This is a genomic window from Streptomyces apricus, from assembly GCF_008369065.1.
GTDB lineage: Bacteria > Actinomycetota > Actinomycetes > Streptomycetales > Streptomycetaceae > Streptomyces > Streptomyces apricus.
Map to the genome: position 1 here is coordinate 13,061 of NZ_VDFC01000024.1, position 14,330 is coordinate 27,390.

The following is a 14,330-nucleotide window of genomic DNA, read 5'->3' on the forward strand; positions in this document are numbered from 1 at the left end:
GGCCAGGCCGAACTCCCGGCCTGGAAGGAGGAACACAATGCCTCGCACCGCAAGGTCCGCGCCCGCGTGGAGCACGTCTTCGCCCGCATGAAGGGATGGAAGATCCTCCGCGACTGCCGCCTGAAAGGCGACGGCGTTCACCACGCCACGCTCGGCATCGCCCGCCTGCACAACCTCGCCCTCGCCGGGTGACGCAGAAACCAGCAGGTCACCGAGCATGCCGTAGATCATTTACGGGACAACCCTTAGCCTGCCCTACACCGAACAGTTGCGCTGGCGCACACAGCGCTGCCTCCAGCATGCCGTCTCTTCAAAGGCGGCGGATCTGGCATTGACCGACTGGGAGCCCTTTGACCCACTCATCCACCATGCTCACGTACATCCTCGGCTCCCTACCGGCGGCCGTAGACCAGGCCCGCATGGAGATCCGCAAAAGGTGGTCTCGTAATGAGGCGGCAGCACGCTGTCGAAATTGTTCTGACAAGGCCTGCCACCTGCGAAGAGCTGCGACGAGTCTGTCGGGTAGCGCCACTCGCAGCTAACGCTGACCGAACCCGTCTGATGGCCGTGCGCCGGGCCAAATCCCCCGGGAGCGCGCTGCGGTCCCTTCGCCGCGACCTCGACCGGCTGCTACCTATCGATGTGCTGACGAGTCATTACCCCGATCACTCTGGGAAGGTCTTGCTGAACCTCGTTCTTCCTCGCACCACGTGCGCTGCGGTTCGAGAAGCTGCGGCAACCCGACGGCAGACGCCCGCAGACTTCCTCGGCCGAACCGTTGTAGCAGCTCTTGCACGGCGTGAGCGGGATCGAAATCAGCAACTGATCGGGCAGCTCGAGAGCCTCCTCGTCCACCACGCCCCAGAAGAAGTACTGGCCTGTGCGGCCGGAGTGCTACTACACAGCCGTCGTCAGGTCTCCCTGCACCTATACGACGCGGACAGCTCCCGCAAGGTCCTTTAATTTATGTCCTCCACGGAGTTTCTGTTGCATGCGCCCACTGACGAACAGACATACGCCATCGATGCTTTCCGTGACGGTCATCACCTGGTGCTGCAGGCCGGCGCCGGCACAGGCAAGACCAGTACGCTGGGTCTGCTCGCCGCAAGCACCGGACGCCACGGTCGCTACCTAGCTTTCAATAAGGACATCGCCCGCGATGCCGCCATTCGCCTTCCACGCTCTGTGCTGTGCAAGACAGCTCACGCTACGGCCTACGCCGCTCTGGGTCACCGCTACGCCGAACGTCTCAACTGCCCCCGCAGGCCGGCATGGAGGATTGGACACGCCCTCGGTATCAACTCACCCGTCCGTATCGGTCATCACGAGATCAGTCACAGGACCCTGTCCCATACCGTGCTGCGTACAGTGACCCGTTTCTGCCAGTCCGCAGACCGGGCTTTGGCACCTCGTCACGTACCGGTTTTGCGCGGGCTGGAGAAGTCAAATGAGCGTGCCCAGTTCGCCGATGAAGTCATGCCGTTCGCGCACAGGGCTTGGGCTGATCTGCAGAATACTGAGCAGGGCGTAGTCCGCTTTGAGCATGACCACTACCTGAAGATGTGGGCCCTGACCGAGCCGAAGATCAAGGCCGACTTCCTCTTCCTCGACGAGGCCCAGGACACCAACCCCGTCCTGGAGCAGGTCTTTGCTGCTCAACGTGGTCACGCCCAGTTGGTCATGGTTGGCGATTCCGCCCAAGCCATCTACGGGTGGCGCGGGGCGCAGGACGTGATGACGGGCTTCGACGCTACCCATCTCACCCTGACCCGCTCTTTCCGCTTCGGCCCCCTGCTCGCCGAGCAAGCCAACCGTTGGCTTGCGTTCACCGACACGCCGATCCGGTTGACTGGTTCAAAAACCATTCCGACGAAAGTCGGCCTGGTGACATATCCAGACGCAGTGCTGTGCCGTACCAACATCGGCGCCATGACCGAAGTCATGAAACAGTTGAAAATCGGCCGTCGGGTGGCTTTGGCGAGAGGCGGACAGGAACTCAACGCACTGGCGCTCGCTGCCCGAGACCTAAAAAACGGCCGACGCACAGCCCATCCCGAACTGGTTCTCTTCCCTTCGTGGGGTGAGCTGCAGGAGTACGCGGAATACGATCCCGCCGGCCGAGATCTTCAGCCCTTCGTAGAGCTTGTCGACACCCATGGGCCTGAAGCCATTATCGCCGCCGTCGATGCGCTGACCAAAGAAGATGAAGCAGAGGTAACGGTCTCCACCGCTCACAAGGCGAAAGGCCGAGAGTGGCCCAAGGTCAGAATTGCCGACGATTTCCCCCCGCCGCCGGACAGCGATCAGCTAGACGACAACGGCCGCCCGATCCCGGAACCCGTGAGTGATACGGACGCACGCCTGGCCTACGTCGCCGTTACTCGTGCTCGCCGCCAACTGGACCTTGGAGGGCTTGCATGGATCGAGGACCAGCCAGCTGCTGTGGACCGCGTGTAAGGATCCGTCACACATGGTTTACCCGCCATCCGACTGCAGGCCATGAGACTGGCTGTTAGCACGAGCGAGCAGGTGTTTCTTGTGTGTAGGGAACGCAGCGTACTGAACCCTCTGTTCTCCATGATCTCAAGGCCTTGAAGGCCCTCAGAGAACTGGAAAATTTTCGACCCCGGCTGTAGTCGTCAGCGAGTGCCGACGAAGACCGCATCACCGAAGATGAGCAATTGAGGGTTTGCGCGCGGTGCAGGGCGCTGCTGTGTAGCCCAAAGGACCCGAACCAGTAACGACAACTTCGCGAGCGTTCGTGATGGCGCTCACGCCTGCGACTCCGGCGTGATCTCCTTGATCAGCCCTTCAACAAGCCCTTTGATCTCGTCCCGGATTGGGCGGACGGCCTCGACGCCCTGGCCAGCCGGGTCGTCGAGCTGCCAGTCCAGGTACCGCTTGCCGGGGAAGACCGGGCAGGTGTCGCCGCAGCCCATCGTGATGCACACGTCCGACTCCTTCACCGCGTCCACCGTCAGCATCTTCGGCACTTCGGCGGAGATGTCGATGCCGACCTCGCGCATGGCCTCGACCGCGGCCGGGTTGACGCCGGCGCCCGGGTTCGAGCCTGCGGAACGGACCTCGACGCGGTCTCCGGCCAGATGGGTCAGCCAGGCAGCAGCCATCTGGGAACGGCCTGCGTTGTGGACGCAGACGAACAGGACGGAGGGCTTGTCGGACATGAGGAGGTCTCTCTTGTCTCACGGTGACATCAGGCGTGAATGACTTCAGCGCCTGGTGGTGTCAGCCACCACTGATATGAAACTATCAGCACATGATGACGTCAGTCGACGCTGACCTGATCCGGGTTCTGGCGGACCCGCTCAGGCTGCAAATCGTGACCCTGCTGGCCAGAGAGACGCTGTGCACCACCCACCTCGTGGAGGAGACCGGCGCCCGGCAGACCAACCTCTCCAATCACTTGAAGGTGCTGCGCGAGGCAGGAGTCGTCGAGACCGAGCCATGCGGGCGCTACACGTACTACAAGATCCGCCCGGACGTCATCGCCTCGCTCGCCGGCCGGTTCGCCGACCTGGCCGAGTCCGCCCGCAGTGCCGCAGAGAACAAGAGGGCCTGTCCGTGACCCGCACCGAAGCGCCCGCGACCATGGCGGAGGATTCCTCGGTCGTCGCGAAGCTGTCGACACTGGACCGCTTCCTCGCCGTCTGGATCCTCATTGCCATGGCCTTCGGGCTCGGCCTGGGCCGGGCCGTCCCGGGCTTGGACGACGCCCTCGCCAAGGTCGAGATCGGCGGCATCTCGCTGCCCATCGCCGTCGGCCTGCTGATCATGATGTATCCGGTCCTGGCCAAGGTCCGCTACGACAAGCTCGACGCCGTCACCGGCGACCGCAGGCTCATGGCCTCGTCGCTGGTCATCAACTGGATCGTCGGCCCGGCCGTAATGTTCGCGCTGGCCTGGATCTTCCTGCCGGACCTGCCCGAGTACCGCACCGGCCTGATCATCGTCGGGCTCGCCCGCTGCATCGCCATGGTCATCATCTGGAACGACCTCGCGTGCGGCGACCGCGAGGCCGCCGCGGTGCTCGTGGCGCTCAACTCGGTCTTCCAGGTTCTGGCGTTCGGCCTGCTCGGCTGGTTCTACCTCGACCTGCTGCCCGGCTGGCTGGGCCTGGGCGACGGCGAGCACCTCGACATCTCCATGTGGAAGATCGCGCTGAACGTCGTCATCTTCCTCGGTGTGCCGCTCCTGGCCGGGTTCCTGACCCGCCGGATCGGTGAGAAGAAACTCGGCCGCGAGAAGTACGAGTCCGCCTTCCTGCCGAAGATCGGTCCCTGGGCCCTGTACGGCCTGCTGTTCACGATCGTCATCCTCTTCGCCCTGCAAGGCAGGACCATTACCTCGCAGCCTCTGGACGTGGCCCGCATCGCCCTACCGTTGCTGGTGTACTTCGCCGTGATGTGGGCCGGGACGTTCCTGCTGGGCAAGGCGATCGGTCTTGCCTACGACCGCACGGCCACCCTCGCCTTCACCGCCGCGGGCAACAACTTCGAGCTGGCCATCGCCGTCGCCATTGCCACGTTCGGTGTCACCTCGGGCCAGGCCCTCGCCGGCGTCGTAGGGCCACTCATCGAAGTCCCGGTCCTGATCGGTCTGGTCTACGTGTCCTTGGCCTGGCGCAAGAAGTTCGCCTCCTCCGCGTTGACCACTGTGGGAAGGGATCACCGATGAGCCGCTTCGGCGGTCACCACGTGCGGACGGATACCGGTACGGCCGCACCTCGCCCCGTGAGGCGTACTGTGCGGGTGGCGGAGCGGGCCGCATGACGCAGCACGTGGACGTGGTGGTCATCGGCGGCGGTCAGTCCGGGCTCGCCGCCGGCTACCACCTGCGCCGCCAAGGCTTGGACTTCGTCGTCCTCGACGCCCGAATCTCTGCCGGCGGGGCCTGGCAGCACGCCTGGGACTCGCTGCACCTGTTCTCCCCGGCCGCCTTCTCCTCCCTCCCCGGTCGCCTCATGCCGGCGCAGCCGGGCCAGGAGTACCCGACCGCCGGGCACGTGGTGGCGTACTTGGAGGACTACGAGAACCGGTACGAGCTTCCTGTGCGGCGGCCGGTCCACGTGCTCGGGGTGCACGAGGACGGGCGGCTTCTGAGGGTGGACACCGACTCCGGTACCTGGCACGCACGCGCGGTGATCAGCGCGACCGGCACGTGGTGGCGGCCCTTCCTCCCTGCCGTCCCGGGCCGCGAGGACTTCGCGGGCAGGCAACTGCACACCGTCTCCTACCGGACACCGCAGGACTTCGTGGGTCGTCGCGTGATCGTCGTCGGGGGCGGCAACTCGGGGGCGCAGATCGCCGCCGACCTCGCGTACGACACCGAACTGACCTGGGTGACCCGGCGCCCGCCCCGCTTCCTCGCCGACGACATCGACGGCCGCGCCCTGTTCGACGCGGCCACCGCCCGCCGCCGCGCACTCGACGAAGGCCGCACCGACACCGGAGGCGTCGCCGCGCTGGGTGACATCGTCGCGGTGCCGGCGGTGCGAGAAGCCCGTGACGCCGGGCTGCTGAAGACGTCGCCCATGTTCGCGCGGCTCGACCGTGACGGTGTCGTGTGGGCCGACGGTACGAGGGCGCGCGCCGACGCGGTGATCTGGTGCACCGGCTTCCGGCCGGCTCTCTCGCACCTCTCACCCCTGGGCCTGCGCGGCTCGCGCGGCCACCTCGCCACCCAGGGCACCCGTTGTCTGCAGGAGCCTCGGCTACACCTTCTCGGCTACGGCGACTGGACGGGTCCGGCCTCGGCCACGCTCATCGGCGTCGGGCGGTCGGCGCGCGACGCGGCGCGTGAGATCGCCGGGCTTCTTGACGCCAGAACTGGAAGCTGACCCTCGTAGCATCGCGGGGTCTGCGGCGAACCGGACGTGCCACGCGCATGCCGTCGCTGTCCGCTCGAAGGAAGCGGGTGCGGTGGTTACTCGCAGGGGGTTCTGGGTGCCGGGTCCAGGATGGAGCGGATCCGCTGCAGACCCTCGTGGTTGACGGAGAACCAGGCCCAGGTGCCGCGCCGTTCACGGTCCAGGAGCCCGGCCTCGGTCATGATCTTCAAGTGGTGGCTGACGGTGGACTGGCGCAGTTCCAGGCTGTCGGCCAAGTCGCACACACAGGCTTCGCCGTTGGGAGCCTGTTCCAGCAGGCGGAACAGCTGCAGGCGGGTGGGGTCGGCGATGGTTCGCAGCATCGCCGACAACTGTTCGGCCTCCGCGCGTTGCAGGGGTTTGCAGTTCAACCCCGGTCCGCACGTACCGCCTTCGAGGAACCCGTCCTCCGACATCTCCAGATCTATGACAGCCACGTACCGACCATAAGCGCTGTGTGATCACTTTGGCACGATCATAATTGGTCGGGCTGTACGTTCGGTCAGGATTGGGTGGCCGTTCGGCCCGGGTTGTGCGGTTGTTGGGGCAGGTGTCAGATCGTCCGGCCGGTCGGTGTGGTGTGCCAGGCGACGAGTGCGGCGGTGGCCGAGACCAGGGCCAGGGCGGCGAACAGGCTGGGGTAGCCGCCGAGGGGCACGGCCAGGGCGGTGCCGGCGAACGGGGCGAGCGCGGAGGCGGTCGTCATGGGGGCGGCGAGAATGCCTGACAGGCGGCCGTAGCGGTTGGCGCCCCACCGGTCGGTGACGGCGGTGGCCTGCAACAGGGTCAGGTTGCCGCGGACGGTTCCGGCGACCACGGCCAGGGCCGCCAGCAGTGGGTAGGGGCCAGGGACGAACGCGAAGGCGGCGGTGGTCGCTCCGCCCAGGCCGATGAGGACGCTGGCACGCAGAGCGGGCGAGCTGCGGCGGGCCAGCGCGGCGTACAGCGTGCGGCCGAGGGTCTGTCCTGCTCCGCCCAGTCCCAGGGCCCAGGCAGCCTGGGTCGCGGTGTAGCCGCGGTCGAGCAGCAGGGGGACGAGGGTGACGACCACGGCGTACATCGCGAACGAGGAGAAGGTCAGGGCAGTGGCCAGGAGGAGGAATGGGCGGCTGCGGGTGATGCCGGCCGTGCTGGTCGGTACGCCGGTCGTGACGGCAGGCGGGGCAGGGGGCCACGGGCCCCGCAGGGCGAGTGCATGGGCGGGCACGGTCACGGCGGCCAGGACGGCGGCCAGGATCAGGTACGTGTGCCGCCAGCTGAAGTGACCGGCCAACTGGGCGGTCAGCGGGGCGAAGACGGTGGAGGCCAGACCTCCGGCGAGCGTGACGGTGGTCAGGGCGCGAATGTGGTCAGGGGCCCACCAGCGGGTGAGGGCGGCGAAGGCTGGCTGGTAGAAGGTGGACGCCATGGCGAGACCGGCCAGCAGCCAGCCGACGGTGAACACGGCCAGGTTGGGCGCCGTGGCGATGACGACCAGGCTGACCGCGCCGATGACGGAGCCGGTGGTCATGACCGTACGGGGGCCGCGGGCGTCCAGGATGCGGCCGATGCGGATACCGGCTGCGGCGGAGACGAGCAGAGCGGCGGAGAAGGCGGCCGTGGTCGCGGTCGCGCTCCAGCCGGTGGCCGTGGTGATCTGCGGGTTGAGGACGGGGAAGGCGTAGTAGACGATGCCCCAGCTGGTGATCTGGGTCAGGCACAGGGCGGGCAGAGCCGCCCGCGGCCGCGTCGGTTGCTTCGTCACGGCGGCCGCGGTGGCCGTGGAGAGGTCGTTCATGTGTCAGGTCAGCAGCAGCCGGCCGCGTCGGGCTGCTGTTCGGGCCGGGTGGCGCCCGTGGGAGTGCAGCAGGCGCTTCCGGCCTGCTTGGTCAGGGTGTCGGCGTCGGCCTTCACCACGTACACCTCCCAGGGCTCCTGGCCGGGGCCGTGCACCCAGACCTTGTCCTGCAGGGCGTAGCAGCAGGCGGTGTCCTTCTCCTCGGTGGTGGCCAGCCCTGTCTGGGCCAGCCGGGCGGTGGCGGCCTGGACGTCCTCGGTGGAGGCCACTTCGACGCCGAGGTGGTCCAGGCGGGTGTCCTCGCCCGCCGTTCCCTCGATGAGTACGAGCTTGAGTGGGGGCTCGGCGACGGCGAAGTTGGCGTAGCCGTCTCGCAGCTTGGCCGGCTCGGTGCCGAACAGCTTGCTGTAGAAAGTGATCGCGGCCTGCAAGTCAGGCACGCGCAAGGCGAGTTGCACTCGGGACATGGGGCATTCCTCCTGTCGGTTCGATGCTGCGTACTGCCCGAACCCGTGACGGCGTCGGGGCGTTCAGGAATTGCAGCAGCTGCTGGACGAGCTGCTGGGCGTGTCTGCCGGGCCGGGGGAGACGGTGAGGAGCTGGATCGGCTGCGGGGCGGCTGGGGCGGCCGGGGCGCAGCAGCCTTCTGCGGCGGCCGGGGAGGTGTCGGCCGCGTCGAACAGGCCGGAGCCACCGCACACGCCGGTCTCCGGCAGGACCAGTTCCACCCGGTCGGCCGCCTCGGTGTCGCCCGCCAGGGCGGCCGCCACGGAGCGGACCTGCTCGTAGCCGGTCATCGCCAGGAACGTGGGGGCGCGGCCGTAGCTCTTCATGCCGACGAGGTAGATGCCTGAGTCCGGGTGGGACAGCTCCCGGTGGCCGTGCGGGTAGACGGTGCCGCACGAGTGCTGGTTGGGATCGATCAGCGGAGCGAGCTCCACCGGTGCCTGCAGACGTTCGTCCAGACGCAGGCGCACCTCGGACAGGAAGGACAGGTCCGGGCGGAAACCGGTCAGGACGAGGACCTCGTCCACCGCCTGCAGCCGCCGTCCGTCCTCGGCCACCAGGACCAGCCGGCCGTCGGCGTCGCTTTCGACGGCTTCGGTGCGGAAGCCGGTGACCGCCTCGGCGTGACCGTCGTCGACGGCGGCCTTGGCCGCCAGGCCGAGAGCGCCGCGTGCGGGCAGCTCGTCGGCGGCCCCGCCGCCGAAGGTGGAGTCGGAGATGCCGCGGCGCACCACCCACACCGCCTTCGTGTCCGTGCCGTCCTTCGACCGCGCCAGTTCGGCCAGCGAGGAGAGCGCGGTGAAGGCGGAGGCGCCCGAGCCGATGACGGCCGTGCGCCTGCCCGCATAGCGCTCACGTACGGCCGGGTCCGTGAGGTCGGGGACGCGGTGGCCGACACGGCCGGCCGCCGCACGCTCGCCGAGGGCGGGCAGGCCGCTGCCGCCTGCCGGGGAGGGCAGGGTCCAGGTACCGGAGGCATCGATCACCGCGGCGGCGAGAACGCGCTCTTCGCGGTCGTCGGCGTACTGCACGTGCACGACGAAGGGCTGGGTGTCGCGGTCGGTGTCCACGACACGGTCGCGGCCGGCCTTCGAGACGCCGGTGACCCGGGCGCCGTAGCGGACCTGGTCACCGAGGGCGTCGGCGAGCGGCTGCAGGTACCGCTCGGCCCAGTCGCCGCCGCTGGGGTAGGTGTCCGCGTCGGGCTTGCTCCAACCCGTCGGGGCGAGGAGCTTCTCCGCTGCCGGGTCGATGACTTCACCCCAGGTGGAGAAGAGGCGTACGTGTGCCCATTCGCGTACGGACGTGCCCGCGGATTGACCGGATTCCAGAACGAGAGCACGCTGACCACGGTCGGCCAGATGGGCTGCGGCGGCCAGTCCGACGGGACCGGCGCCGATGACGACTACCGGCAGAGCGGGGGCGGCGTCCATGATGGCGATGACTCCTCGGTTTCGATGTTTGTCGATGTCGCCCAGCATGCCCCTGGGATCGACATGCGTCAACATAGAAGTTCATCGAATCTGTGCCCGAACGGGCGCAAGGGGGTTCCGCTTCCTGCTTGGCAAATGATTTGATGACTGTCAACATAGAGGTATGTCTAATCTGGCTCTGGGTTCCACCGACCTCAACACCACGATGACCTGGTGCTGCCAGCCGCTGGGAAAGGAAGAGCTGTCCGCTGCCGACTCGGAGAAGATCGCCGCCATGTTCAAGGCGCTGTCCGATCCCGTCCGGCTGCGGCTGTTCTCAAGGATCGCCGCCCGGCCGGGCGGCGAAGCCTGTGTCTGTGACATCCAGGACGTCGGCGTTTCCCAGCCCACGGTCAGTCACCACCTGCGGAAGCTGCGCGAGGCCGGTCTCCTTGAGTCGGAGCGCCGTGCCAGCTGGGTGTATTACTGCGTGGCCCCCGGCGTGCTGGCGGCCATGGCGGGCCTGCTCTCGCAGACCTCCTGAACCGACGGGTTCCGGTGGTCCGCACGGTGGGCGTCGGCCGGGTGCAGCTCCTGGGCACAGAAGGGCATGCCGACCGGTAGCGCATCCCAGAGGGGACGCTGGGAGGGAGACGTCATGTGCCAGAGGGGGGCCGTCTCGGCCTGCGACGGGTCGTGCCTGGAACTGAGCGAGGCCGACATGGTCTGGTGGTCCAACGTGTTCAAAACGCTGGGGGACCCTGTCCGCCTGCAGCTTCTGATGCATCTGGCGGAACGGTCTGGAGCGGAGGCCGCGGTGCACGAACTGGCGGATGTGGGCGTCTCGTTGGCGACCGTGAGCCATCACCTGAAGCGGCTGCGGTGCATCGGCCTGATCGAGAGCAGGCGTGAGGGCCGCCTCATCTACTACAGGCTGGGCGCGGGGGTGCGCTCCGCGCTGATGCAGATCCTGCATCAGCGCAGCCAGGTCAACGTCTAGAGGGGAGCAGGTCTTCGGACCGGTACGGTACCGCCGCGGTCAGGGCGCGGCGGTACCGAGCGAGGGGGGTGAGCCGATGAAGTGTGGGAGGTGCGGAACTTTTCGCCGCGTGGCGGTGATCAGCCCACGGCGGCCGCAGGGGACGCCGCCACGGGCTGGTCGAGGTTGACGGTCGTGTCGCACAGCCGCTCCACCTGCGACGGATCGTGGGAGACGAGGAGGACTGCCCGGCGGCCGTGCAGGGCCGCGATGGACTGTTCGACCTTGTCCCTGCTGCGCTCGTCGAGTGCACTGGTGGGTTCGTCGAGCAGCAGTCCCGCCGGTTCCAGGGCCAGGGCGCGGGCCAGGCACAGGCGTTGGCGCTGGCCGGCGGACAGGTTCTGCGCGGGTGAGTCGAGGCGGTCGGCCACCTCCTTCCACAGTCCGGCCTCCTCCAGCGCCTTTTCCGCCCGCTCCTTGAGGACGCCCTGGGAGGCACGCAGCACATGACGCAGGCCGAAGAGGGCGTTGTCGAGGATGCTGCCCCCGAAGACGACCGGCACCTGGGGCACGAGCACGATCTTCGCCCGCAAGTCGGCGTCCCCCTTGCCGGGCGCGATCGTCCGGTCGAGCACCTGCAGTTCGCCGTCCCGGGTCAGCCCGTTGGGAAGCAGTTCCACCAGGGCGCGCAGGATGGTGGACTTGCCGGCGCCCGAGGGCCCGCACAACCCGGTGGTCGATCCCTGCCCGACGTCGAACGAAACCGGACCGACCAGGGTCTTGTCGCGGCTGCGTACGCGCAGTTCGCGCACGGTGATCACGTTGTCCATCGTTCCCCCTCGAAGCGGTTGCGCAGCGCGACCGCCGCGCTCAGAAGTACTGCGGTGATCAGAACGAGCACCATGGCGCTTCCCCATGCCTGGGTGACGGCCTGGGGGTCACCCGAGTCCTGGGAGAGCGTGAAGATGTGCGTCGGCAGCGCCTGCACCGGCGATTCCACGATGCCGCTCGGCACCATGGGCGCACCGAAGAAGACGGTCGCCGTGAAAAGCAGCGGGGCGGTCTCTCCCGCGGCCCGGGCCAGCCCCAGGAGCAGACCGGTGATGGTCGCTGGCCAGGTGTACGGAACGACGACGGAGCGGACGTACTGCGCACGCGTCAGCCCCAGGGACATGGCGCTTTCCGTGAGTTCGGCGGGAATGCTCCGGACGCGGGCGGATGTGGTCAGGGCGATCACCGGCACCACGACGGGAACGAGCACGATCGCACCGGCCAGCCAGGACCGGCCCCAGCCCATCGTGGTGGACAGGATCACGAACCCGGCCAGGCCCAGCAGGATGGTCGGCGCGCCGCCGAGGATGACCGTGACGGTCTGCAGCACGCGTGCGGTGCGCTCGGAGGCATGGATGCCGATCAGGATGCCCGCGCCGAAGCCGAGCGGCAGAGCCAGGATGCCCGTGGTGGCGATGAGCAGCACGGTGCCGACGATCTGGTCCCGTACGCCGCCTCCGGCCGCGCCGGTTGCGGAGGTGAACCAGAAGGACGGATCGAATGCCGAGCTGCCCCGTGTCACCAGGAGAGCCAGCATGCCGACGAGCAGGAGGCTGGGCAGCAGCAGAGCCCCCAGTCGCAGCGTCATCACCAGCCGGTCCCGTTGCTGACGCAGCCGCGCGGTGCCACGGAACTTCAGCGGGCGTTCGCTCGCTGCGCCGCGGTCACGGCCTCGTGTGCCCCAGACCGTCGCGGCGGCGACCAGCGCGAGGAGGACGAGGCCGAGTCCGCAGATCGCGGCGAAGTAGGGACCGGACGTTCCCGCCAGTACGGGTTCCGGCCCGGCGAGCTTCGTCGTGAGCGTCTGGCCGGGGTGGCTCAGCGAGTCGAGGAACTCCCCGAAGCTGGTGGGCAGCCGCCCGTCCGCCCGTCCCACGACCAGGAACACCGCGATGGCTTCGCCCAGGGCCCGGGCCAGACCGAGCAGCACGGCCGCCCGCATGCCGGAGCGCGCCGGCGGCAGCACCGCCGAGCGGACCACCTCCCGGCGGGTCAGGCCGAGTGAGTAGGCCGCCTCGCGGACCCGGTCCGGCACCGCGGTGAGCGCGTCCACGCTGACGGCCACGATCGTGGGAGTGATCATGACGGCGAGGACGATGCCGGCGGCTGCGAGGCTGTCTCCGCCGGGTACGTCGGCGATCTTGGAGATGACCGGACGCAGGACCATGATGCCGATGAGGCCGTAGACGATGGACGGTACGGCGGCGAGCAGTTCCACGCACATGCGCAGCGGCCGGGCCAGGCGCGGCGGAAGGTACTCCGACAGCGCGACGGCCGCTCCCCAGCTGACGGGCACGGCGATGACCAGGGCGAGGGCGCACACCACCGCCGTGCCGTAGATCATCGCCAGGCCGCCGAAGACCGAGTTGGTCGGACTCCATGCGGACTCGGTCAGCAGCTCCATCCAGTCGACGTGTCCGCCGGCGATCCCTGCGCCGAGATAGCCGACGACAACGAGGAGGAGGGCCGCCACGGCGAACGCCCCGGCGTACAGCCAGGTCCAGATCCACTTGGACGGGCGCGGGCGGCCGCCGGTGTCGGGTGCGACGGGCGGCCGCGTCAGGGTTTCGGTGGTCATCGGCTACTTACCGATTTCCTTGAGGGTCAGGTAGCCGTGTTTGGTCATCAGCTTCTGGCCCTTGTCGGTCAGCACGTAGTCGATGAACTTCTTGGCGGAACCCTTGGGCTTGCCGTCGGTGAGCAGGTACAGCGGCCGGGACATGGGGTACTTGCCGGACGCGATGTTCTCGGGGGAGGCTTCGATACCGTCCAGTGTCACGGCGGCCAGCTTGTCGCGTCCTTCGATGAAGCTGGTGGACAGTGGTGCCACGGCGCCGGGTGTGGATTCCAGCTTGTTGCGGGTTTCCAGGTTGCCGCCGACGATGGCGAAGTTGCCGGACTTCGGGGGCGGCGGAGCCTTCTCGTCTCCGTAGATGTACTTGTCGAGGACCTCGCGCGTTCCCCGTCCCGGCTCCTTGTCGTAGACGAAGACCTCAAGGTCCGGGCCGCCGAGTTCGGACCAGTTCTTGATCTTCCCCTCGAACAGGTCGCGCACCTGGTCGGCGGTGAGGTTCTTCACCCCGGCGTCGGCGACCTTCTTGGTGACGATGACGCCGACGGCGTCCGCGCCGATCTGGGTGGAGAGGAAGTCGGTGTCGGGGTTGGCGGCCTTGTCCTCCTTCGCCAGGGGCTTGGAGCTCATGGCGATGTTGATCTGACCTGCGGCGAGCTGGGAGATGCCGCCGGCCGAGCCGCCCTGGGTGGCGACCGTGATGTCGAGCCCGTCGGCCTTGAGCGCCTGGGCGGCGTCCGCGGCGACCGGTGCCACGGTGGTCGACCCGCTGACCTGCAGGGCGCCATTGGACCCGGCGTCGCTGTCGGCGCAGCCTGCCAGCGACAGGACTGTCAGGACCGAGGTGACGAGGTATGCGCTGCGGAACTTCTTGTTGAACACTGGGGCTCTTCCTTCGTGCGTGACCGCTGTATGTGGGACGAGGCAGAGCGGGGCGTGGTGCGATGCCCCGTGAGCGGTCATGGGTGTGCCCGTCGAGGAAGGGCCGGCCAGGAGGGTCTGGTTCGGTCGAGGAACGCTGAAGATGTGTACATGTCAGATCCTTCGGGGATGGCGGTGCCCTGAAAGAGGAATGCGGGACAGCACACCGGTGAGGAGGCTGCCCCGCGCAGGCTGCATGGATCTGGCGAGGCGATGCCGGCGAG

At 68.0% G+C, this 14,330-nt stretch carries 15 protein-coding genes; 7 read left to right on the top strand and 8 right to left on the bottom strand.

The features are described 5' to 3' along the window. On the top strand, positions 1–192 hold a 192-nt coding region (locus tag FGF04_RS08760), incomplete at its 5' end, for a transposase (RefSeq protein ID WP_149509104.1). A 774-nt stretch (positions 193–966) separates the two neighbouring features. Further along, on the top strand, positions 967–2,457 hold the full coding sequence (locus FGF04_RS08775; RefSeq protein ID WP_408055596.1) for a UvrD-helicase domain-containing protein: 1,491 nt from the start codon (positions 967–969) through the stop codon (positions 2,455–2,457). 314 nt (positions 2,458–2,771) lie between these two features. On the opposite strand, the gene FGF04_RS08780 is transcribed toward FGF04_RS08775, so the two are convergent. Continuing rightward, positions 2,772–3,185: an arsenate reductase ArsC gene (locus FGF04_RS08780; protein ID WP_149510688.1), complete on the bottom strand. Its 414-nt coding sequence runs from the start codon at positions 3,183–3,185 to the stop codon at positions 2,772–2,774. A 92-nt stretch (positions 3,186–3,277) separates the two neighbouring features. Between FGF04_RS08780 and FGF04_RS08785 the strand changes: the two genes are divergently transcribed. The 3 genes from FGF04_RS08785 to FGF04_RS08795 all read left to right on the top strand — a co-directional run bounded on the left by FGF04_RS08785 (position 3,278) and on the right by FGF04_RS08795 (position 5,857). Next, positions 3,278–3,586, top strand: coding sequence for an ArsR/SmtB family transcription factor (locus tag FGF04_RS08785; RefSeq protein ID WP_149510689.1), 309 nt, complete (start codon positions 3,278–3,280; stop codon positions 3,584–3,586). Further along, positions 3,583–4,695, top strand: coding sequence for an ACR3 family arsenite efflux transporter (gene arsB, locus FGF04_RS08790; RefSeq protein ID WP_149510690.1), 1,113 nt, complete (start codon positions 3,583–3,585; stop codon positions 4,693–4,695). The genes FGF04_RS08785 and arsB overlap by 4 nt, the downstream gene beginning before the upstream one ends. 91 nt (positions 4,696–4,786) lie before the next feature. Continuing rightward, positions 4,787–5,857 carry an ArsO family NAD(P)H-dependent flavin-containing monooxygenase gene (locus FGF04_RS08795; RefSeq protein ID WP_149510691.1) on the top strand — a complete coding sequence of 357 codons (1,071 nt, stop codon included), beginning with the start codon at positions 4,787–4,789 and terminating at the stop codon, positions 5,855–5,857. An 86-nt stretch (positions 5,858–5,943) separates the two neighbouring features. Here FGF04_RS08795 and FGF04_RS08800 read toward each other — a convergent pair whose 3' ends face one another. From FGF04_RS08800 to FGF04_RS08815, 4 genes are all read right to left on the bottom strand, one after another. Then, on the bottom strand, positions 5,944–6,303 hold the full coding sequence (locus FGF04_RS08800) for an ArsR/SmtB family transcription factor (protein ID WP_149510711.1): 360 nt from the start codon (positions 6,301–6,303) through the stop codon (positions 5,944–5,946). 137 nt (positions 6,304–6,440) lie between these two features. After that, entirely contained in the window at positions 6,441–7,664 is a 1,224-nt protein-coding gene (locus tag FGF04_RS08805) for an MFS transporter (RefSeq protein WP_149510692.1), read from the bottom strand. 8 nt (positions 7,665–7,672) lie between these two features. Next, positions 7,673–8,131, bottom strand: coding sequence for an ArsI/CadI family heavy metal resistance metalloenzyme (locus tag FGF04_RS08810; RefSeq protein WP_149510693.1), 459 nt, complete (start codon positions 8,129–8,131; stop codon positions 7,673–7,675). 63 nt (positions 8,132–8,194) lie between these two features. Further along, positions 8,195–9,604 (bottom strand): FAD-dependent oxidoreductase, encoded by a 1,410-nt coding sequence (locus FGF04_RS08815; protein WP_149510694.1) that lies wholly within the window; start codon positions 9,602–9,604, stop codon positions 8,195–8,197. 163 nt (positions 9,605–9,767) lie between these two features. Here FGF04_RS08815 and FGF04_RS08820 point away from each other — a divergent pair, with 163 nt between their 5' ends. Both FGF04_RS08820 and FGF04_RS08825 read left to right on the top strand, forming a co-directional pair. Continuing rightward, positions 9,768–10,127, top strand: a complete 360-nt coding sequence (locus FGF04_RS08820; protein WP_149510695.1) for an ArsR/SmtB family transcription factor — start codon at positions 9,768–9,770, stop codon at positions 10,125–10,127. A 114-nt stretch (positions 10,128–10,241) separates the two neighbouring features. Next, entirely contained in the window at positions 10,242–10,583 is a 342-nt protein-coding gene (locus tag FGF04_RS08825) for an ArsR/SmtB family transcription factor (RefSeq protein WP_149510696.1), read from the top strand. A gap of 119 nt (positions 10,584–10,702) precedes the next feature. Here the strand turns inward: FGF04_RS08825 and FGF04_RS08830 are convergent, their stop codons facing one another. From FGF04_RS08830 to FGF04_RS08840, 3 genes are read right to left on the bottom strand one after another with little or no spacing between them, the layout of a single operon-like run. Beyond that, positions 10,703–11,392 (bottom strand): phosphate ABC transporter ATP-binding protein, encoded by a 690-nt coding sequence (locus FGF04_RS08830; RefSeq protein ID WP_188114003.1) that lies wholly within the window; start codon positions 11,390–11,392, stop codon positions 10,703–10,705. Further along, entirely contained in the window at positions 11,380–13,191 is a 1,812-nt protein-coding gene (pstC, locus tag FGF04_RS08835) for a phosphate ABC transporter permease subunit PstC (RefSeq protein ID WP_149510697.1), read from the bottom strand. The genes FGF04_RS08830 and pstC overlap by 13 nt, the downstream gene beginning before the upstream one ends. A 3-nt stretch (positions 13,192–13,194) precedes the next feature. Then, positions 13,195–14,067: a phosphate ABC transporter substrate-binding protein gene (locus FGF04_RS08840; protein WP_149510698.1), complete on the bottom strand. Its 873-nt coding sequence runs from the start codon at positions 14,065–14,067 to the stop codon at positions 13,195–13,197. Between the last annotated feature and the right edge of the window lie 263 nt (positions 14,068–14,330).